We start from the raw sequence: 20138 nt of genomic DNA, 5'->3' as shown, positions 1-20138 counted from the left end.
GCGGCGGGCCCCCTCATCGAGCACCATGGACCCATGAGCGCGCTGACCGACCGTCCCCTCCCGCTCCGTCCGCGGGCCCGGGGATGGATCCACCTCTACTCGGCGGTCGGCGCCGTCGCGATGGGTGTCGCCCTCGTGGTCCTCGCCGCCACCACGGTGAGCGCCACCGCCGCCGTGGCGTGCGCGATCTACGCGGTCACCCTGGTGGGCCTGTTCGGCATCAGCTCGACCTACCACCTGCACACCTGGATCTCCCCGCGCGCCCGGACCTGGATGAAGCGGGCCGACCACTCGATGATCTTCGTGTTCATCGCCGGCACGTACACGCCCATCGCGGTGCTGGCCATGGACGACCCGAGCCGGACGGTGGTGCTCGTGGTCGTGTGGGCGGGTGCCGCCGGCGGCGTCGCCCTGAAGATGCTGCGCCCGCACGCGCCGCGCTGGGTCGGCGTGCCGTTCTACCTGGCGCTGGGCTGGGTGGCGGTGTTCCTCATGCCGGACATGCTGTCCGGCGGCGGTGTCGCCGTGGTCGTGCTGATCTGCGTCGGCGGGCTGCTCTACAGCGTCGGCGCGGTGTTCTACGCGATCCGCCGGCCCAATCCGTGGCCCGGCACCTTCGGGTACCACGAGTGCTTCCACGCGATGGTGACCGGCGCGGCCATCTGCCACGCGGTGGCGATCTGGTTGCTGCTGTACAGCTCGGCGTCCTGAGCGACCGGGCGACGCACCGCCGGGGACCTGCGGCCGGCTCGTGACCCGACCCCGGGGAAGCCCCGGGATCGGGCGGCGGGCGTCGGCATCACGACAGATCCGGGCCCTGCGAACGGAGTGCGGAGACCTGCTCCATCGCGGTCCGCAACTCGGCCAGCCAGGTGTCGGCGTGCTCCCCGACGAGCCGGACGGCCCAGGCCAATGCCTCGGAACGGGACCGGGCCACTCCGGCCTCGACGAGGGTGTCCAGCACCTGGCGCTCGGGCTGTCGCAGTCGCGTCATCACCGGCACCGACTGGGTGGTGAACAGCTCCTCGGTGCCCCCCAGGGACGCACCCCAGGAGATCTCCCGGCCGTACCGGTGGGCGGCCTGACGGGCGATGTCGACGCGCTGCTCCCGCGTGTCCTCGCGGAACCGGGCGATGCGCCCGGCCTCGGCGGCACTGCGCGCCGCGGCGTCCGCGAAGTCCTCGGTCAGCGCCGGGAGCTGCCCGACCACCACGATCTCGTCGCGATCGACCTGCACCGTCGGGGAACCGGTGAACCAATCCCCCGGCAGCCGCCCGGCGAACCAGGCCGCGGCGTCACCGGCGTCCGGAGCCTCCGGGGCTCCCCCGCGGCCACCGCGACCCCGAGGGCCGCCGCCGCCCCGTCCACCGGGCCCGCGGCCGAAGCCCGGCCCTCCGGGCCCGAAGCCCGGGCCGCCACGGCGCCCACCGGGACCGCGACCCTCCGGGCCGTCCTGCTCGGCTGTGCGCGGATCGAAGCCCTCGGCCCACGCTGCGAAATGTCCTCTCATGTCTTCCTCCAGAAGATGTACACCGGCGTTCGGCCGTCATCGACCAGTTGATTACACCGTTACAGTGCTTTCAACTGTGCAGCAGATACAGCTGCTCCTCGATGGGATGTGACAGGGGTCACCTCATGGGTCGCCGGACAATCGTTCGACCATGGCGGGGCGGAGGGCAGGCGTCGGAGCGGGCAGCGGCTCGAGCGGGCGGGGCGGCGGTCGACCGCAGAATCAGCCGAGCCGACCTGGCCCATCCCGACATCGGCCGGTGGCCGGGGCGGAGTCACGCCCCGTCAGGCCGGCGCCCGGAGCAGACGGTCGACCGCGTCAGGCCGACGTGCGGAGAACAGCCGGGCGCGTCAGACGAGAGAAGCCGCCCGCGAGGCGGGCGGCTCCTTCGATGGTGTTCTGCCGACGGTCAGTCGGTGGTCCCGCCGGGGCGGGTGCCGTCCGCGGCAGGAGTGCTCCCGGAGCCGCTACCTGCCGGGGCGGCCGGAGCGGGAGCGGCCGTGCCGGTCGAGCCCGCGGGGGCGGCGGCGGACGACGCGCCGGCGGCTGCCGCACCGTCCTCGGACTGGGTGGACGCGGGGGCGGCCGGGGCGAAACTCGTCGGCACCCGCTTGATCCGCTTGTTCATGGACTTGACCAGGAAGAACAGCGCGATGCACAGCAGGGCGATGACCAGCAGACCGATCGGGGCGGCCTTGCCCCACTCCGGACCCTTGCCGTTGCTCGGATCCGGGTCGCCCGGCTGGGCCAGGACGACCGCGACCCCGGCCCGGTGCACCAGATCGACGGCGACCTCGCCGACGGTGGCCAACGCGCTCACGGCCGGATCCCGGCGAACAGGTCGGTCTCGGGCAACGGGGCCTCGACCAGTGCACGCGCGAGCTCGTAGTCGTCGGTGCCCCAGACGCGGGCCTCGACCTCGCGGGGGACGGCGAACCAGTGCGAGTCCGGGTCGATCTGGGTGGCGTGGGCGCGCAACGCGGCGTCCCGGGCGGCGAAGAAGTCGGCCACCGGGACCTGGGTGGTCATCCGGGCGGACGGATCGGGGCGGTCGTTCTTGGCGAACCGCTCCAACCATTCGTCGAACGGGCCCTCACCGGTGGCCTCCTTGACGGCCTCGTTGATGGCCAGCATCCGCTTCTTGGAGAAGCCGACGTTGTAGTAGAGCTTCGAGGGCTGCCACGGCTCACCGGCATCGGGGAACGCCGACGGGTCACCGGCGGCCTCGAAGGCGGCCATGGACACGACGTGGCACCGGATGTGATCCGGGTGCGGGTACCCGCCGTTCTCGTCGTAGGTCGTCATCACCTGCGGGCGGTAGTGGCGCACCAGGCGGACCAGCGCCTCGGTCTCCACCGCCGGATCGAGTGCGCCGAAGCAGCCGGCGGGCAGGTCCCAGGTCGCCGGGTCGCCCTCGTGGTAGCCGGAGTCCTCGAACCCCAGCCACTCGTGGGCGACACCCAGGATCTCGGCGGCGGCGGCCATCTCGGTGAGACGCAGCGCCGGGATGTCGATCCCGGCCTGATCGAAACGGGGGTTGAGGATGTCCCCGCGCTCGCCACCCGTGCAGGAGACGACGACCACCCCGACCCCGTCGTCCGCGTACTTGGCGAGGGTCGCCGCACCCTTGCTGGATTCGTCGTCCGGGTGGGCGTGCACCGCCATCAGGCGCAACGGCGCCTGCGCGGCGGCCACCCGGCGCTGGGCCGCGGCGTCGGACAGATCGGTGCTGGGCTGCGGAGCTCCGGCGATGGCCTGCTCCCCGGTCCGGTCGACGGCCGTCGAGCCGACCTCGTCGGTCAGCGAACTGGTCTGGCTCACGGGTGTCCTCCTGCTGTGCCGCACCGCCGGACCCGCGGGCGGGACCTGCTCGGCGACGGTTCTCATCGGTGCGCTGTGGCGTCGCCCGCCATTCTCCCCCGGCACACCGACATCGCGGCCCCGCCGGGGCATGAGGCTGGCCACCCCGCGCTCCGTCGGCACCGCCGCGGTATTCCCCGGCGACCGTGGGCGACCGCCCCCGCACAGCTGCCCGGAAAACGCCCCGCGGGCCACGTACCTGCACGTCAGAGGGCATGCCGACGGGGTGGGCGAAAACGCAGGAATCGCTGCCGAAAGCCTTCCGCGTGCTAACATCATGCCTTCGACGGCCCTTCACCGGGCCGTCGTGCTGTTTCCCTGGTGCCACCTTCGAGAGCGGACACGCGGCTCGCGACCGGCTCTCGCAAGGCAGTGCACACCGATTCTCCGCATGGCCGGTCCCCGGCGGTGTGGAGCCATACCCCGAGGAGTTGCCATGACCGGAGTCGCCGTGACGTGGCTGACCCAGGAGGCGCACGATCGCCTCAAGGGCGAGCTGGACGGCCTGGTCGCGAACCGACCGGCCCTGGCCGCCGAGATCAACGCCCGCCGCGAGGAGGGTGACCTCAAGGAGAACGGTGGCTACCACGCCGCCCGTGACGAGCAGGCCAAGCAGGAGAACCGCGTCCGCCAGCTCCAGGAGCTGCTGCGCAACGCCCAGGTGGGCGTGCGGCCGGCGGACGACGGCCGGGCCGAGCCCGGCATGGTGCTGACGGTGGCCTATGACGGCGACGACGAGGACCGGGAGACCTTCCTGCTCGGTTCCCGCGAGGAGGGCGCCCACGGCGCCCTGCAGGTCTACTCGCCGCAGTCCCCCCTGGGCCAGGCCATCCTGGGTGCCGCGCAGGGAGAGTCGCGGGAGTACGCACTGCCCAACGGCCGCACGCAGAAGGTCACCCTGGTCGAGGCCAAGCCCTTCTGATCGCTGCCCGCCCGCGCCTCACCGGCGACGGAGCATCGAGCACGACCTGAACCAGCGCACGACCGGACGGCGGTGCGGACCACGAGGTTCGCGCCGCCGTTCTGCGTCCCACCCGCCCGGCGCACCGGTCGCTGCGACCCCCTCCGCCCCCGACCCGGGGCGACGGGCCATCCGGCGCAGGCTCAGCTGCGGTCGAGGATCCGGTAGCCCGAGGCGACCAGTGCGCCCACCACCTCGTCGCAGTGGGCCGGACCGCGGGTCTCCAGACGCAGCGCGACCTGGACGTCGCCGAGCGGCAGCATGGAGGCGACCCGGGAGTGCTCGACGTCCACGACGTTGCCGCCCAGCTCGCCCACCTCGGCCAGCAGGGTGGCGAGCGAGCCCGGCCGGTCCGGGATCTCCATGCGCAGCGACAGGAAGCGCCCAGCGGCGACGAGCCCGTGCTGGGTGACGTGCAGCAGCAGGAGCGGGTCGATGTTGCCGCCGGACAGCACGGCGACCACCGGCGGGGTGAATAGGTCCGGCCGGGCCAGCACGGCGGCCACGGCGGCCGCGCCCGCGGGCTCGACGATCAGCTTGGCCCGCTCCAGGCAGAGCAGCATCCCCCGGGACAGGTCGTCCTCGGAGACGGTGATGACCTCGTCGACCAGATCGTCCACGTGCTGGTACGTGAGGTCGGTGGGCTGGCCCACGGCGATGCCGTCGGCCAGCGTCGACATGCTGCCCACGCGCACCGGATGGCCGGCCTTGAGCGAACCCGGCCAGGCCGCGGCCTGCTCGGCCTGCACCCCGACGATGCGCACGTCCGGTCGCTGCGGCTTGATGGCCGCGGCGACCCCGCTGATCAGACCGCCGCCGCCGGCCGCGACGACCACGGTGGCCACGTCCGGCACCTGCTCGAGGATCTCCAGCCCGACGGTGCCCTGCCCGCGCAGGATGTCGGCGTGGTCGAACGGGTGGACCAGGACGGCGCCGGTCCGGTCGGCGTACGCCCGGGCCTCGACCAGCGCCTCGTCCAGGGTGGCGCCGACCAGGTCGACGTGAGCGCCGTAGGCCCGGGTGGCGGTGAGCTTCGCAATGGACGCACCGATCGGCATGTAGACCTGCGCGGTCACCCCGAGCAGGGCGGCGGCCAGGGCGACCCCCTGGGCATGGTTGCCGGCCGAGGCCGCCACGACGCCCCGGGCCCGTTCGGCCTCGGTCAGCCGCAGGATGCGCAGGTAGGCGCCGCGGATCTTGAACGAGCCGGTGCGCTGCAGGTTCTCGCACTTGAGGTGCACCGGACCGCCGACCAGGTCGTGCAACGGCCGGGAGGACTCCATCGGGGTGTACCGGACCACCCCGCGCAGCAGCTCCGCCGCCTCGCGGATCTCGGCCACGCTGACGTGCGGGATCGCGTCCGGGATCGTCACCGGGCGGGCGGCGCCGGGTGTCACCGCACCGAGATCGGCGTCCTGCAGGGCGGTCTCGGCGACAGCGGCAGCCGGCGGCGCGGTGGGCCGGGCGGGTTCGGTCACCGGGTCAGTCCAGCGCGTCGGAGAGATCGGCGAGCAGATCCTGCACGTCCTCGATGCCCACCGAGAGCCGGACCAGGTCGGCCGGCACCTGCAGGCTCGTCCCGGCCACGCTCATGTGGGTCATCAGGCCCGGGTGCTCGATGAGCGACTCCACCCCGCCGAGCGACTCGGCCAGGGTGAACAACCGCGTCCGGGCGCACACCTTGGTGGCGGCCTCCTGCCCGCCGACCACGGTGAACGACACCATGCCGCCGTACCGGAACATCTGGCCGGCGGCCATGTCCGACCCGGGGTGCGCATCCAGTCCCGGGTAGTAGACGCGGCCGACCTTGGGGTGCTCGCTGAGCAGCTCGACGACGGCCTCCGCGTTGTCGCAGTGCCGGTCCATCCGGACGGCGAGGGTCTTGATGCCACGCAGGGTGAGCCAGGCGTCGAACGGTCCCGCGACGGCGCCGACCGACTTGGCCAGGAACCCGAACGACTCCCCCAGTTCGTCGTCGTCGGTGAGCAGTGCCCCACCGACCACGTCGGAGTGCCCACCCAGGTACTTCGTCGTCGAGTGCAGCACCACGTCGGCGCCCAGCAAGGCGGGCTGCTGCAGGTACGGGGTGGCGAAAGTGTTGTCCACCACCAGTTTCGCCCCCGCGGCGGACGCGATCTCGGCCAGCCCGGCGATGTCGGCGATGCCCAGCAGGGGGTTGGTCGGCGTCTCGCACCAGATCAGCCGGGTGGTCGGCCGGACCGCCGCACGCACTGCGTCCAGATCGCCCAGCGGCACCGGGGTGTAGCTGATGCCCCAGGGGACGCAGACCTTGTCGATGAGACGGAAGCTGCCGCCGTAGGCGTCGTCCGGGATGATCACGTGGTCCCCGGGCCGCATCACGGAACGGATGACGGTGTCCGCGGCGGCCATCCCGGAGGCGAACGCGGTGCCGTGCCGCACGCCCTCCAGCGAGGCCAGGGCCTCCTGGAGCGCGGTCCGGGTCGGGTTGCCGGCGCGCGAGTAGTCGTACCCGGCGCGGGTCTCCCCGGGGAGGTCCTGCGCGAAGGTCGACGTCTGGTAGATCGGCACCACCACGGCACCCGTGCCCGCCTCGGGCTCCTGACCGGCGTGGATCGCCCGGGTGGCGAACCCGTCACCCGACGGCGCACCGCGATCGGCCGGGAGGGGAGACGGGGCGGGCGGTACGGGAGCGGAGGAATCGGGGCCGGTCATGCCGGTCAGCGTAGTTCCCGGCCCCGACAACCCGACCGTGACGGCCGGGGTCCCCGGCCGGCCGCAGGGGGCGGGTTCAGACGGTCAGGAAGCCCAGCAGATCGGCCCGGGTCAGCACCCCGGCCGGCTTGCCGTCCTCGACCACCATGATCGCGTCCGCCTTCTCCAGGGCGGCCCGCGCCGCCTCGACGCTCTCCCCCGCCCCGACCAGCGGGAACGAGGGCGCCATGTGGGTGGCGACCGCATCGGCCGGCGAGGCGTGCTCGGTGAACAGGGCGTCGAGCAGGTCCCGCTCGTAGACCGCGCCGACCACCTCGCCGGCCATCACGGGGGGCTCGGCGTTGACCACGGGCATCTGGGAGACCCCGAACTCACGCAGGATGGCCACGGCGTCGCGGATGGTCTCGTTGGGGTGGGTGTGCACCAGGTCGGGCAGGGCGCCGTCCTTGCCGCGGAGCACCTCCCCCACCGTCGCCTCGCCGTCGCGCTCCAGGAAGCCGTACGAGCTCATCCAGCTGTCGGAGAAGATCTTGGACAGGTACCCGCGGCCGCCGTCGGGCAGCAGCACGACGAGCACGTCGTCGGCGGTGAGCTCCTGGGCGACCTTCAGGGCGGCGGCCACCGCCATCCCGCAGGAGCCGCCGACCAGCAGCCCCTCCTCGCGCGCCAGCCGCCGGGTGATGGCGAAGGACTCGGCGTCGGAGACGGCCACGATGCGGTCGGCGATCGACGGGTCGTAGGCCGACGGCCAGAAGTCCTCCCCGACCCCCTCGACGAGATAGGGCCGACCGGTCCCGCCGGAGTACACCGAGCCCACGGGATCGGCGCCGATGATCTGCACCGCCCCGCCGGAGACCTCCTTGAGGTAGCGCCCGACACCGGAGATGGTGCCGCCGGTGCCGACGCCGGTGACGAAGTGGGTGACCCGACCCTCGGTGTCCGCCCAGATCTCCGGGCCGGTGGTCTCGTAGTGGCTGGCCGGGTTGTTGACGTTGGCGTACTGGTCGGGCTTCCACGCGCCGGGGATCTCCCGGGTGAGCCGGTCGGACACCGAGTAGTAGGACTGCGGATCCTCCGGCGCGACGGCCGTCGGGCACACCACGACCTGAGCGCCGTAGGCGCGCAGCACGTTCCGCTTGTCCTCGCTGACCTTGTCCGGGCAGACGAAGACGCAGGAGTAGCCACGCTGCTGGGCGACCAGGGCCAGGCCCACGCCGGTGTTGCCGCTCGTCGGCTCCACGATCGTGCCGCCGGGCTGCAGTTCGCCGGACTCCTCGGCGGCCAGGATCATCTTCATCGCGATCCGGTCCTTGACGCTCCCGCCGGGGTTGACGTACTCCACCTTGGCCAGGATCAGCGGGGCGAGGCCCTTCGCCAGCGGGCCCAGCTTGACCAACGGGGTGTTGCCGACGAGGTCGACCACGGAGTTCGCGTACCGCACGGAGTTGTCCTCTCACCGGGGCCCGTCCGGTGCGGCCGGGGCGCCCGGGGGCGTGCGGTCGGGACCGGAGGGATGTCTCGGCCAGGCTATCGGGCTCGTGGTCGCCGGTGGTCCGGGCGACCGGTCCCCCTCGCCGAACGGGGGGCCGACGAGAGCGATGGTGTGATGCAGCGAGCAGGAGGGGCGGACGGGAACGGCCGGCGCGGGCGGGAACAGCCGGGAGGGGCCCGGGGTTGCCCAGGAGGGGACGAGCAGTGGGTTGGAACATGGGGGTGGAGCGATGACGGGACCGGGACGGACCGAGTCGGCACGGAAACCGACGGCCGGGCACCACGAGGCCGATCCGACGGCTCTGCTGCACGCGGCGACCCTGGCGTTGGCCGGGGCCGGTCTGCTCGCCGGGGTGACCGGGGCCGCGGTGGCCGGTCTGCTCCGGCAGGCCCGGTCGACCGCCCGCCGCATCGAGCACGCCCAGCACGAGGTGGGGCCCGTCCTCACCCAGGATCCCGCGCTCGCCGAGGCCGCGCTGACCGCGGCACGATTGGACGGCTCGTACGCCCCGTCGACGTGGGGTGCGGTCGGCGGCGCCGCCCAGCAGGCGGCGGACGCCACCGCCCAGCGGTGGCTACCGCGCGGCGACGGCGTGTACGGGCCCACGGGTGAGCTGGTCGACGGTGCACCGGACGGTGCCGGCGGGGTGCTGCGGTTGGCCATGCTCGGCGATTCCACCGCCGTCGGCTTCGGCTGCACCGTCGCCGACGAGCTCCCCGGCGTCATGCTGGCCCGTGGGCTGGCCCGCGCGGCCGGTCGGCCCGTCGCGCTGCGGACGCTCGGGGTGGTGGGGGTGGGCGCCGCCGACCTGGACCGCCAGCTCGCCCTGGTCGGTCCGGGCGGGGCCGATGTCGTCGTCGTGGTGGTCGGCGCCAACGACATCCGCGACAAGGTGTCGCCGCATCTGTCCGCCCGCCTGCTCGGCGCGATGGTCGGGGAGGCGACCCGAGCCGGGATGCCCGTGGCCGTCGGGACGTGCCCGGACTTCGGGGTCATCGGCGCCATCCCCCAACCGCTGCGCACGCTGTTGCGGACGTGGTCGCACCGGCTCGCCGATCAGCAGGCCCGGGAGGTGATCCGGGCGGGCGGCGAGCCGGTGGCCATCGGCCAGCTGGTCAGTCCGGAGTTCGCGGGACGACCGGAGCTCTTCGCCGCCGACCGCTTCCACCCGTCGGGCGCCGGGTACGCCCGGGCCGTCGATGCCCTGCTGCCCGCTGTCCTGCGGGCCGTGCTGGGCGGAGACGAGGTACCCCGGCCGGCCCGACCGGCGGAGTGACGGGTCGGCCCTGATCAGCGGCGCAGACCGAGATCCCCGGCCAGGGCGTCCAGCAGACCGGCGAGCCGGTCCTCCTCCACCCCGGCGTCCCGGGCGGCCCGCACCAGCACGACGAGCTGATCGGCGAGCACGTGCGCACCCAGATCGGGCACGGGGTGCTCGCCAGGCTGCGGGGCGGCCAGGTCGGCCAGCTCCTGCAGGGCCCGCCGGGTGCGCGCGGCCCGGTCTCCGTGCCGCCAGGACGAGACGGGCCAGGCCCGCAGCCGACCGGTGAACGCGTCGATCTGCGGGCCTGGCCCGGAGGTGTGCGGGGTGATCACCCCCGCAGTGTGCCGCCCACGGCGGCACGGTGCGGACTCAGTCGCGGAAGTAGCTGAGCAGACGCAGGATCTCGATGTACAGCCAGACCAGCGTGACCATGAGGCCGAAGGCGAAGTACCAGGACGTCTTGGCCGGCAGGCCCGCCTTGATGCCCTTGTCGATGGCGTCGAAGTCGAGCAGGAAGCTGAGCGCGGCGACCACGATGATGACCAGCGAGAAGATGATGGCCATCGTCCCGCCGCTGCGCAGCCCGGTCTCGACGCCGAACAGGCCCATGATCAGGTTGAAGACGACGAGGACCAGGATGCCCATCATCGAGCCGATGATGACCTTGGTCAGCTTCGGGGTGACCCGGATGGCGCCGGTCTTGTAGACGACGAGCATGGCGGCGAACACGCCCACCGTGCCGACGATGGCCTGCAGGCCGATGCCGGGGTAGATCGAGTTGAACAGGCTGGTGATGGTGCCCAGGAACACCCCCTGCGCCGCCGCGTAGGCGGAGATCAGGAACGGGTTGCTCGACTGCTTGAAGATGATGACCAGGGCCAGGACGAATCCGACGAGGACGGCCGGCAGGGCCAGCGCGGTCAGCCCGCTCCAGGCGGTGAGAGCGCCTGCGATAACGGCGATGCCGAGGATCGTCGCGGTCTTCATCACCACGTCGTCGATGGTCAGGAACCGCTCGCGGGCGGGCACCCCGGCCGACGGCTTCGCGTACATCTGGTTCAGGTATTCGGCGCTGGGCGCCGCCTGCCGCTGGGCGTCGGCGGTCGCGCCCATCTTCTTGAAGGCGGGGTTGCTGGTCTGCACGGGAACCTCCGGAACGGTTCTGACTCGGTCTGGTGGAACGTCCTCGTCGCCGTCGTCGGGCGTGGCCGGGGCCGACCGCTCGACGCGGAACGAGGACCGTTCCACCCTGGCAACGAGGGCGGTCGGGCTTTCGTTCCCGGTGCCGGGCGGCCCCGGGAGGATCACCCTCAGGACGCGGTGAGGACCTCGGGGTCGGCGAACGCCCCGGCCGCGATCACCGTCGGTGCACCGCCGTCGATCCCGTAGCGGACCAACCCGGCCGGCCCGCCACCCGTCCGGGCGACGTACAGACCGTCCGCCGCGGCGTCCAGCCCACCCACCGGCAGGGCGAGACCCGACACCGGGGTGGTCGTCCCGGCGTCGGCACCGGCCGGGACGGTCAGCACGTCGTCGACCGCGCGGTCCGACACGCACCCGGCGTCCGTGTTCGGCACCAGGCACTCGTTGCGGCTCTGCAGCAGCACCAGCGCGCCGGCGGGATCCACGGTGTAGGCGTAGATCGCGTTCCGGTCGCTGAACTGGGTCTCCTCGACCGACCCCGGGGCGACCCGGACGATCCAGGACGCGCCGCTGCCGCCGGAGGCCTCGCGCTCCAGGTACAGCGTCCCGTCGGCGGCGATGCGGGCGGAACGGATGCCGTAGCCCGGCTCCAGCGAGCGGACGACCGGAGCGCCCCCGGCGGCGGGCAGGGTGGTGATCTTCCAGACGCGGTAGGAGGAGTCCCACAGCACGGAGGCGTTGCCGGCCGCGTCCACGACCAGGAACCGGGCCTTGTCGACGGTGCCGAGCACGGTCGTCGAGGTGCCGTCGGCGGCGATCCGCACGACGCGGGTGCCGTCCAGCACGTAGACCCGACCCTGGGCGTCGGTCTGGATCTGCTGCGGATCGGTCCACCCGGACCCGACGGTGCTCTGCGTCCCGGTGCCGGCGGCATAGCGCAGCACGGTGTCCCCGCCGCGGTCGGCCGCGAAGACGTCACCCGCCGCGTCGACGGCGATCGAATCGCCCCGGGTCAGCGTCGAGCTGCCCAGCGGCACCACGGTGCCGTCGTGCGCGACGCGGACGACCCGCTGGGCGGCGGTGTCCAGGGCGGCCACGGACGGGCCGACCGGGGCGGGCACCGGAACGGTGTACTCCACGACGGCCGCGGACCCCGTGCCGGCGGAGCTGACGGCGCTGACCGCCAGGCGGTACCGGGTGCCCGCGGTGAGCCCGGTGAGGACGGTGGTCCGCGCGGACGCCGGGACGCTGACGGGGGCACCCGCAGCGCCACCGGCCGGCGTGGCCACGATGCGGTAGCCGGTGAGGGCGGCTCCACCGGTCCGGTCGGGTGCCTGCCACGCGACGGCGACGGTTCCGGCGGCATCACCGGGTCGGGCGGTCACCCCGGTGGGGGCTCCCGGAGCCACCGCCGGGGATGCGAGCGCGATGGCCGCCGACGGCCCGAACCCGGTGACGCTCAGCGGCTGGACGGTGACGGTGTACCGGACGGCCGGGGCCAGGTCGGTGTAGCGCACCGATGCGGACCGGACGGTGACGAAGTCCGCCCGCACCTGCGCCACCCCGTCGACCGTGGCCCGGCGGGTGGCCACGTAGGCCAGCACCGATCGGGCGCCGCGCACGGGGGCGGCCCAGCTCACCGTGCTCTGCCCGCCGGCGACCGCGGTCGCCGCCAACCGGGTGGGCGCCCACGCGCGGGAGGTGCCGAAGGCCCAGTACTGCAGCGAGACCGGCGCCCGGCGAACCGTGGCGTCGTCGGTGGGGACCACGGGGCGGGTCGCTCCGTCGGCCGTGTCGGCGCCGGCGGCCGGTACGGCGGGCGCGGCCTGGGCCCCGGTCGGGGACAGGGTCGTCACGCACGCGGCGATCGACACGGCGAGGCACAGAGAGGTCAGACGACGCATGGTGAAGGTCCCCCACAGGGCAGGTGATTACGCTGAGCCCCCCTCAGCTACACGAAGAGTAACCCCCTAACGCGCACTTGTGGTCACGATCGGCCAACGTTTCGGCAAACGTGTCGTCAGGACGGGTCGGTGGAGCCGATGCACTCCCCCGGGCGGGGTGCAGTTCGCCCGACTGCTTGGCTGTCGGTGAGTGCGGTCGTCACTCCGACGACGCGGCGATACGGGCCGGGGCGACCGGCTGCCGCAGGATGGTGCGCAGCCGGGACGGGTCCGTACGGCGGGGGTCGGACAGGTAGATCTCGTGGTGCGGCCCGGTGGGCACCCGGCCGTGAGCGGGCAGATGCTCCTCGTGCAGCCGACGCAGGACCGGGCCCTCGTCGTCGTAGGGCCCGATGTGCAACGTCTGCACGCTGAGCCCCTCGTCCAGGTCGGCCAGCCGGACCCGGTGCGCGGCTGCGAGATCCCTTTCGGCGCAACGCTTCCGGCCGGCGGCGAACACCTCCGGGGTGATCCAGTCGGGCTGGACGACGAGCATCGTCCAGTCCCAGGCGTCCTTGTCCCGGGTCCGGAAGGCCGCGGGATCCTCCGCCGACCACAGCCCCTCCAACGGGCCGACGGTGTGCACCCGGCCGAGTTCCGCCTTCGCCACCGCCCGGCAGGCGTAGGACAGCGTGTACAGCGCCTCGACCACCTCCCGGTAGACCGGCGCGGTGTTCGGATCCCCGTGCCCGTCGGCCATCAGGAACCGGAGGCGGGGCACGTCGACCTCGACGAAACATCCCGCGCGGGGCGCGTAGAGATCGCGCCGTTCCTTCTTGATGTCGAAGGACCTGGTGTGGCGAGGGCCGATGTCGCCGGTGCTGCCGCCGGAATCCGTCACGATGCGCCCCCGTCCGCCGTTGCCCCTGGCCAGACCGTAGAAGGCCCCGGCGGCCCCGGCCACCCGGAAGGAGCGCGGGGAGACAACCCAACGGGGCGACGGCCCGACGAACCGTGGTCGGTCGCCTCCGGCGGAGGGTGATCGGTGCCCCCGGTGGGATTCGAACCCACACTGTGACCCTTTTAAGGGGCCTGCCTCTGCCGATTGGGCTACGGGGGCCGGTGGACCGGCCGGGCCACAGCGTGCCAGACCGGCGACCACGGATGCGGGTCAGCGGGCGAGGGACAGGGCCAGCCCGTCGAGGATGTCGTGCTCGGACACGGTGATCGCCTCGATGGCGGGGAGCCGCCGCCGGACCTCGTCGACCAGCACGGACAGGATCAGGGATCCGCCGCCGATGACGTCGACCCGGCCGGGATGCATGTAGGGCAACATCGCGCGGTGCGCGCGGGTGGCCCGCAGCAGGGTGTCGGCGACCCGGCCGACGGAGTCGGCGGAGATGTCGGCGAGGTGGATCGCGAGGGGGTCGTACCGCTGCAGCCGGAGCGCCGCGGCCGCGACCGTGGTCGCCGTCCCGGAGACGGGGATGAGCCGCCGGACGCCGGACAGCGGCAGCCGGTCCAGGCCGCCGGAGATCAGGCCGGTCGCCCAGTCCCGGGCGGTGGCCCGCTGTTCGGGGGTCGGCGGATCGGCGCGGAGCAACCGTTCGGTGATCCGTACGCAGCCCAGATCGAGGCTGACCGCCCCGGCGATCTCGACCCGCCCGCCCCGCATGTCGCCGACCACCATCTCGGTGGAGCCACCGCCGATGTCCACGACCAGGAACGGCCCGGTCGACGGATCGAGATCGCCGACGGCGCCGGCGAAGGAGAGCGCGGCCTCATCCTCGCCGGTGATCACCTCCGGCTCCTGGCCCAGGGTGTCCACCACCATGGCCACGAAGTCGGCGCGGTTGGCCGCGTCTCTGGTCGCCGAGGTCGCCGCCATCCGGATGTCCACGGCGCCCGAGGCCCGCAGGATCGCGGTGTAGTCGGCCAGGGCGACCCAGGTGCGGTCCAGGGCCTGGGTGGAGATCCGCCCGGTGGCGTCGACCCCCTCGCCCAGCCGGACGACCCGCATCTCCCGGTGCACGTCGACCAGGTGGGCGGGCACGCCGCGGGCCGGATCGGCCGGGGTGACGTCGGCGACGAGCAGCCGGATGGAGTTCGTCCCGCAGTCGATCGCGGCGACGCGCATCGGGTCGGTCGGCGTCCGCGCGGACGCGGGCTCGGCGGGGTCGGTCACGGCGGGTTCAGGCCAGCCGGGCGCAGGACTTCGCGCCACGGAAGTACTCGTCGAGCCGGTCCACGGCCTCGTCCCCGAGCGGGTTGACCCCACGCCCGACGCCCAGGGAGTGCGCGACGAGCACGTGCAGGCATTTGACCCGGTCGGGCATCCCGCCCGCGGAGACCCGGGTACCGAGGTCACCGAGCTCGAGCCGATCGGCCAGGTAGGCCTCGTGGGCGGCGCGGTAGGCCCGGGCGAGGTCCTCGTCGTGCTCGAGCCGCTCGGTCATCTCCCGCATGAGCCCCTCGGACTCCATCCGGCTGACCGCGGCGGCGAGGACCGAGCAGCACAGGTAGTACGTGGTGGGGAACGGAGTCCCGTCCTCCAGCCGGGGGGCGGTGCGGACCACCGCGGGTACCCCGTGGTCGCAGCGGTAGGCGACCCCGACCACGCCGCGCGGGGGCCGGCCGAGCTCGCGGATCAGCAGATCGCGGTCGGCGGCGTCGAGCGCGGTCATGGTGTCCCGGTGGCGTTCGGTGCGGCGGCGGGTTCGGTGACCGTCTCCCACAGCCCGGAGTACCAGGACTGCGGCGGCGGGGCGGCGGTGACGGGTGCGTCGATCACGACCGGGGCGCCGGGGGCGTGCACGGTGAAGACGGTGTCGCCGGGACTGACGTACTGCAGCCGGCGGCGGGCCTCGGTGCGGATGTGGTCGGGGTCCTGCAGCGCGGCGACCTGGGCCTCCAGGTCCGCCTTCTGCGCCTGCAGCTCGACCTGCTCGGCGGCCGCGGCGGCCTGCACGGACCGTTGCTCCAGGTATCCCCGCAACGGGAAGGCCACCGTCAGCGCGACGGCGCAGAGCACGATGCCCAGGATGGCCAGCTGGCGGGTGAGCCGGGACTTCGGCAGGACCGTCCGCGGCCCGACGGGGGACGACCCGGTCCGCCCGAACCTGCGGCCGGCCACGGGCGGGGCGGTCGCGGCCCGGTTGGCACCGGGCCGCGACCCCGACCGTTCACGCCGCACCGGGTCGATCCGACGCCCGCCGCCCCGGGGCCGGGACGGCCGGGCGGAGGGGCGGGCGGTCCGGCGCTGCGCGCTGGTCATCGAGCGTCAGGCTCCCGGGGTGTAACGGGGGAACGCCAGCTCGCCGAGGTAACGGGCGGCGTCGCCCAGGTTCTCCTCGATGCGCAGCAGCTGGTTGTACTTCGCCACGCGCTCGGAGCGGGCGGGGGCGCCGGTCTTGATCTGCCCGCAGCCGGTCGCCACGGCCAGATCGGCGATGGTGGTGTCCTCGGTCTCGCCGGAACGGTGGCTCATCATGCAGCGGTAGCCCGAGCTCTGCGCCAGGGTGACGGCGTCCAGCGTCTCCGACAGGGTGCCGATCTGGTTGACCTTCACCAGCAGCGCGTTGGCGGCGCCGCGGGCGATGCCCTCCTCGAGCCGCTCGGGGTTGGTGACGAACAGGTCGTCGCCGACGATCTGGATCTTGTCGCCGAGCTGGCCGGTCATCGAGATCCAGCCCTCCCAGTCGTCCTCGGACAGCGGGTCCTCGATGGAGACGATCGGGTAGCTGGCGACGAGCTCGGAGTAGAACGCGATCATCTCGTCGGAGGTCTTCTTGCCGCCCTCGAAGGAGTAGACGCCCTCGGAGTGGAACTCGGTGGCGGCCACGTCCATGGCCAGCACGATGTCGGTGCCGAAGCCGAAACCGGCCTTCTCGATGGCCTCGGAGATGAGGTCGAGCGCGGCGCGGCTGGAGGCCAGCGCCGGGGCGAAGCCGCCCTCGTCACCCAGACCGGTGGAGAAGCCGGCCTTCTTCAGCACGGACTTGAGCGAGTGGTAGGTCTCCGCACCCCAGCGCAGGGCCTCGCGGAAGGTGGGGGCGCCGATCGGCGCGATCATGAACTCCTGCACGTCGACGCCACTGTCGGCGTGCGCACCACCGTTGACGATGTTCATCATCGGCACCGGGAGGATGTGGGCGTTGGGGCCGCCCAGGTAGCGGAACAGCTCGAGCTCGGCGGACTCGCTGGCGGCGCGGGCCACGGCGAGCGAGACGCCGAGGATGGCGTTGGCCCCGATCCGGCTCTTGTCCGGGGTGCCGTCCAGGTCGATGAGCTTCTGGTCGATGACCCGCTGCTCGATGGCGTCGTAGCCGATCAGCTCGGGGCCGATCTCCTCCAGGACGGCCTCGACGGCCTTCTGCACACCCTTGCCGAGGTAACGGGCCGGGTCGCCGTCACGGAGCTCCACGGCCTCGTGCTCGCCGGTGGAGGCGCCGGACGGGACGGCGGCGCGTCCCAGCGAGCCGTCGTCCAGGGCGACCTCGACCTCCACGGTCGGGTTGCCCCGGGAGTCGAGGATCTCGCGTGCGCCGATGAGTTCGATGGCCGCCACGGGCACATCCCTTCGCTTGCCGGAGGTGTTCGTCTGAGCAGTGCAGGTGCTGAGTTCGGGTGCTGGTGCGGTGACTCCGGACCGGCCGGCCACCCGGGTCACGATCGGACCGGCGGGAGCCTGGCCGGGTACGGGGCCGAGGACAGCCTAGAGCCCTCGGTCCCGCGCTCGTGGCCGGACTCGCCCGCCCCCGACCCGGTGGCCGGCAGGCCACCGTGGGCGCAGTGGGCGGCCCCGACCGGCGTCAGGCGAACGCGGAGCGGACCACCGCGGCGACCTGGTCGGCCTCGATGAGGAACCCGTCGTGCCCGTGGTCGGAGGTGATGGTGAGCAGCGGACGCGCGGTGGGCGCGGTGGCGACGACCGCCCCCTCGGCCGGTCGGTACAGCCGGTCGGAGTCCACGACGGCGACGGTGATCGCGGCCGTGATCATCCCCAGTGCGGCGCGCACCCCGCCGCGCCCCCGCCCCAGGTCGTGGCTGTTCATCGCCTCGGTCAGCACCAGGTAGGAGTGCGGATCGAAGCGGGTACCGAGCTTGCGGCCGTGGTGCTGGAGGTAGGACTCGACGGCGTACCGACCCCCGGTGGCCGGGTCCTCCCCGGGCTGCGGGACGCGGCCGAACCGGGTGTTCAGCTCGTCGGCACTCCGGTAGGTGGCATGGGCGATCTGCCGGGCCACGGCCATCCCGGTCAGCGGGGCGGGGCCGCCGTGGTAGTCCCCGCCCAGGAAGGCCGGGTCGGCCCGGATGGCTGCGAGTTGCGGTGCCGCCCAGGCGATCTGGTCCGCCGAGGCGGCCGCGGTGGTGGCCACGGCGATGACCCGGTCGATCCGGTCGGCGTGCAGGACGCCCCATTCCAGCGCCCGCATGCCGCCCATCGAACCGCCGAGGACGGCGGCGAACCGGGTGATGCCGAGACGGTCGGCCAGCATCGCCTCGGCGGCGACCTGGTCGCGGACGGTCAGCCGGGGGAAGCGGGAACCCCACGCCCGGCCGTCGGGGGCCGGGGACGACGGCCCGGTGCTGCCCCGGCAGCCGCCCAGCACGTTCGCGGCCAGCACGAAGTGCCGGGCCGGGTCCAGTGGCGCGCCGGGCCCGATCAGCCCGTCCCACCAGCCGGGGGTCGGCTGGTCGGGGCCGGTCGGGCCGACCACGTGGGCGTCGCCGGTCAGGGCGTGCAGGACCAGGACGGCGTTGCCGCCGTCGGGGTCGAGCGTCCCCCAGCTCTCGTACGCCATCCGGACCTCGGGGAGCACCGCCCCGGACTCGGTGGTCAGCGGCCCGAGGTCGGCGGACCGACGGCCGGGGCCGGCGCCGTGCGGCACCGACTCCCGGGCCGTCGTCATGGTGACCACCGTGCCGGTGCGCTGGGGCGCGGCCGGCTCAGGACGACTTCGCCGCGGCGAACCCGGCCTCGAGGTCGGCCAGGATGTCGTCGATGTGCTCGATGCCCACGGACAGCCGGATCAGCCCGGGGGTGACGCCGGTGGTGATCTGCTCGGCCGGCGACAGCTGGCCGTGCGTGGTCGACGCCGGGTGGATGACCAACGAGCGCACGTCACCGATGTTGGCGAGGTTGGTGAACAGCTCCAGGGCGTCGGTGAAGGTGGCTCCGGCCTCGACCCCGCCGGCGATCTCGAAGGAGACGATGGGGCCGCCTCCGTGGGGGGCGTACCGCTGCTGCCGTTCGTGCCAGGCGCTGGACTCCAGGCTCGGGTAGGAGACCGAGACGACCTCCGGCCTCTGGGCCAGGAACTCCGCCACCCGGGTGGCGTTGGCGATGTGCCGCTCCATCCGCAGCGACAGCGTCTCGATGCCCTGCGAGATGAGCCAGGCGTTGAACGGGGAGATGGCCGGGCCGAGATCCCGCAGGCCCTGCAGGCGGGCCTTGAAGATGTACGCGACATTGGACTTGAAAAGCCCGTCCGGGCCGAGATCCCGACCCCAGGTCAGGTTGTTGTAGCTCGGGTCGGGGGTGTTGAAGCCCGGGAAACGTTCCGGATCGGCCAGCCAGTCGAAGTTGCCGGAATCGACGATGGCGCCGCCGACGGCCGTGCCGTGACCACCCAGGTACTTGGTCGCCGAATGCACGACGATGTCCACGCCGTGCTCGATCGGCCGGATGAGATACGGCGTGGGCACGGTGTTGTCGACGATCAGCGGCACCCCGGCCGCGTGGGCGACGTCGGCGACCCCGCGGAAGTCGAGCACGTCCAGCAACGGGTTGGACATGGACTCGGCGTAGAAGGCCTTGGTGTTGGGCTGCACCGCCGCCCGCCAGGAATCCAGGTCGTCCGGGTCCTCGACGAATCCGACGGTGATGCCCATCTTCGGCAGCGTGTAGTGGAACAGGTTGTAGGTGCCGCCGTAGAGCCGCGGCGAGGAGACGATGTGGTCGCCGGCCTCGGCCAGGGTGAGGATCGCCAGGGTCTCCGCGGACTGCCCGGAGGCGGTCAGCAGTGCGCCGACCCCGCCCTCCAGGGAGGCGATCCGGTCCTCCACCACGGCCTGCGTGGGGTTCATGATCCGGGTGTAGATGTTGCCCAGTTCCTCCAGCGCGAACAGCTTCCGGCCATGCTCGGAGGAGTCGAAGGCGTACGAGGTGGTCTGGTAGATCGGCAGCGCCCGCGCCTTCGTGGTGGGGTCGGGGCTCTGGCCGGCGTGGATCTGGCGGGTCTCGAAGGACCAGTTCGGGGACATCGTTGCTCCTGCAGGTCGCGTCGACCCGGGCAGGATCCCGGCACTGCGGATCCCACGGCGGAACC

Annotated in this window: 18 protein-coding genes, 1 tRNA gene and 1 pseudogene; 3 read left to right on the top strand and 17 right to left on the bottom strand. The window is 73.1% G+C overall.

Going from position 1 to position 20138, the window contains the following annotated elements:
* Positions 1–33 precede the first annotated feature (33 nt).
* A complete protein-coding gene (gene trhA, locus J2S58_RS17330; RefSeq protein ID WP_205257005.1) occupies positions 34–711 on the top strand; it encodes a PAQR family membrane homeostasis protein TrhA in 678 nt (225 codons plus the stop codon).
* Positions 712–799: 88 nt separating this feature from the next.
* Here the strand turns inward: trhA and J2S58_RS17325 are convergent.
* From J2S58_RS17325 to mca, 3 genes and pseudogenes are all read right to left on the bottom strand, one after another.
* Positions 800–1354, bottom strand: a pseudogene (locus tag J2S58_RS17325) (hypothetical protein); the annotation flags it as partial.
* Between the two features lie 565 nt (positions 1355–1919).
* Complete coding sequence (locus J2S58_RS17320) at positions 1920–2330, bottom strand: hypothetical protein (RefSeq protein ID WP_205257003.1); 411 nt, start codon at positions 2328–2330, stop codon at positions 1920–1922.
* Entirely contained in the window at positions 2327–3175 is an 849-nt protein-coding gene (mca, locus tag J2S58_RS17315; protein ID WP_344469943.1) for a mycothiol conjugate amidase Mca, read from the bottom strand. The genes J2S58_RS17320 and mca overlap by 4 nt, the downstream gene beginning before the upstream one ends.
* Positions 3176–3806: 631 nt before the next feature.
* On the opposite strand from mca, the gene greA reads away from it, so the two are divergent.
* Positions 3807–4292, top strand: coding sequence for a transcription elongation factor GreA (gene greA, locus J2S58_RS17310; RefSeq protein WP_205257001.1), 486 nt, complete (start codon positions 3807–3809; stop codon positions 4290–4292).
* A 182-nt stretch (positions 4293–4474) separates the two neighbouring features.
* Here the strand turns inward: greA and ilvA are convergent, their stop codons facing one another.
* From ilvA to J2S58_RS17295, 3 genes are all read right to left on the bottom strand, one after another.
* Positions 4475–5686 (bottom strand): threonine ammonia-lyase, encoded by a 1212-nt coding sequence (gene ilvA / locus J2S58_RS17305; RefSeq protein ID WP_205257330.1) that lies wholly within the window; start codon positions 5684–5686, stop codon positions 4475–4477.
* Between the two features lie 127 nt (positions 5687–5813).
* Positions 5814–7025, bottom strand: coding sequence for a cystathionine gamma-synthase (locus J2S58_RS17300; protein WP_205257000.1), 1212 nt, complete (start codon positions 7023–7025; stop codon positions 5814–5816).
* Positions 7026–7101: 76 nt separating this feature from the next.
* Entirely contained in the window at positions 7102–8466 is a 1365-nt protein-coding gene (locus J2S58_RS17295) for a cystathionine beta-synthase (RefSeq protein WP_205256999.1), read from the bottom strand.
* Between the two features lie 280 nt (positions 8467–8746).
* Here J2S58_RS17295 and J2S58_RS17290 point away from each other — a divergent pair, with 280 nt between their 5' ends.
* Complete coding sequence (locus J2S58_RS17290; RefSeq protein WP_205256998.1) at positions 8747–9793, top strand: SGNH/GDSL hydrolase family protein; 1047 nt, start codon at positions 8747–8749, stop codon at positions 9791–9793.
* A gap of 14 nt (positions 9794–9807) precedes the next feature.
* On the opposite strand, the gene J2S58_RS17285 is transcribed toward J2S58_RS17290, so the two are convergent.
* The 11 genes from J2S58_RS17285 to J2S58_RS17235 all read right to left on the bottom strand — a co-directional run bounded on the left by J2S58_RS17285 (position 9808) and on the right by J2S58_RS17235 (position 20073).
* Complete coding sequence (locus J2S58_RS17285; RefSeq protein ID WP_205256997.1) at positions 9808–10113, bottom strand: hypothetical protein; 306 nt, start codon at positions 10111–10113, stop codon at positions 9808–9810.
* A 37-nt stretch (positions 10114–10150) separates the two neighbouring features.
* On the bottom strand, positions 10151–10924 hold the full coding sequence (locus J2S58_RS17280) for a Bax inhibitor-1/YccA family protein (protein WP_306829057.1): 774 nt from the start codon (positions 10922–10924) through the stop codon (positions 10151–10153).
* 167 nt (positions 10925–11091) lie between these two features.
* Positions 11092–12780 (bottom strand): fibronectin type III domain-containing protein, encoded by a 1689-nt coding sequence (locus J2S58_RS17275; protein ID WP_205256996.1) that lies wholly within the window; start codon positions 12778–12780, stop codon positions 11092–11094.
* Between the two features lie 247 nt (positions 12781–13027).
* Positions 13028–13708, bottom strand: coding sequence for a GyrI-like domain-containing protein (locus J2S58_RS17270; RefSeq protein WP_205256995.1), 681 nt, complete (start codon positions 13706–13708; stop codon positions 13028–13030).
* A gap of 145 nt (positions 13709–13853) precedes the next feature.
* Positions 13854–13927 (bottom strand) — tRNA-Leu (locus J2S58_RS17265).
* A gap of 51 nt (positions 13928–13978) precedes the next feature.
* A complete protein-coding gene (locus J2S58_RS17260; RefSeq protein WP_205257328.1) occupies positions 13979–14944 on the bottom strand; it encodes a Ppx/GppA phosphatase family protein in 966 nt (321 codons plus the stop codon).
* Positions 14945–14999: 55 nt separating this feature from the next.
* Positions 15000–15491, bottom strand: a complete 492-nt coding sequence (locus J2S58_RS17255) for a DUF501 domain-containing protein (protein ID WP_205256994.1) — start codon at positions 15489–15491, stop codon at positions 15000–15002.
* On the bottom strand, positions 15488–15940 hold the full coding sequence (locus tag J2S58_RS17250) for an FtsB family cell division protein (protein ID WP_205256993.1): 453 nt from the start codon (positions 15938–15940) through the stop codon (positions 15488–15490). Before J2S58_RS17250 ends, J2S58_RS17255 begins: the two co-directional genes overlap by 4 nt.
* A 147-nt stretch (positions 15941–16087) precedes the next feature.
* On the bottom strand, positions 16088–17374 hold the full coding sequence (eno, locus tag J2S58_RS17245) for a phosphopyruvate hydratase (RefSeq protein ID WP_205256992.1): 1287 nt from the start codon (positions 17372–17374) through the stop codon (positions 16088–16090).
* A gap of 244 nt (positions 17375–17618) precedes the next feature.
* Positions 17619–18719, bottom strand: a complete 1101-nt coding sequence (gene metX, locus J2S58_RS17240) for a homoserine O-acetyltransferase MetX (protein ID WP_205256991.1) — start codon at positions 18717–18719, stop codon at positions 17619–17621.
* A gap of 37 nt (positions 18720–18756) precedes the next feature.
* On the bottom strand, positions 18757–20073 hold the full coding sequence (locus J2S58_RS17235; protein WP_205256990.1) for a bifunctional o-acetylhomoserine/o-acetylserine sulfhydrylase: 1317 nt from the start codon (positions 20071–20073) through the stop codon (positions 18757–18759).
* Between the last annotated feature and the right edge of the window lie 65 nt (positions 20074–20138).

Origin of the sequence: Nakamurella flavida, from assembly GCF_030811475.1 — a bacterium.
Lineage (GTDB): Bacteria > Actinomycetota > Actinomycetes > Mycobacteriales > Nakamurellaceae > Nakamurella > Nakamurella flavida.
This window is presented reverse-complemented; position numbering and strand designations above follow the sequence as displayed.

Excerpts from the sequence above, each read along its gene's own strand:
- trhA (WP_205257005.1), top strand. The coding sequence starts at position 34 with ATGAGCGCGCTGACCGACCGTCCCCTCCCGCTCCGTCCGCGGGCCCGG.
- mca (WP_344469943.1), bottom strand. The coding sequence starts at position 3,175 with ATGGCGGTGCACGCCCACCCGGACGACGAATCCAGCAAGGGTGCGGCG.
- greA (WP_205257001.1), top strand. The coding sequence starts at position 3,807 with ATGACCGGAGTCGCCGTGACGTGGCTGACCCAGGAGGCGCACGATCGC.
- J2S58_RS17300 (WP_205257000.1), bottom strand. The coding sequence starts at position 7,025 with ATGACCGGCCCCGATTCCTCCGCTCCCGTACCGCCCGCCCCGTCTCCC.
- J2S58_RS17290 (WP_205256998.1), top strand. The coding sequence starts at position 8,747 with ATGACGGGACCGGGACGGACCGAGTCGGCACGGAAACCGACGGCCGGG.
- J2S58_RS17260 (WP_205257328.1), bottom strand. The coding sequence starts at position 14,944 with ATGCGCGTCGCCGCGATCGACTGCGGGACGAACTCCATCCGGCTGCTC.
- J2S58_RS17255 (WP_205256994.1), bottom strand. The coding sequence starts at position 15,491 with ATGACCGCGCTCGACGCCGCCGACCGCGATCTGCTGATCCGCGAGCTC.
- metX (WP_205256991.1), bottom strand. The coding sequence starts at position 18,719 with ATGACGACGGCCCGGGAGTCGGTGCCGCACGGCGCCGGCCCCGGCCGT.
- J2S58_RS17235 (WP_205256990.1), bottom strand. The coding sequence starts at position 20,073 with ATGTCCCCGAACTGGTCCTTCGAGACCCGCCAGATCCACGCCGGCCAG.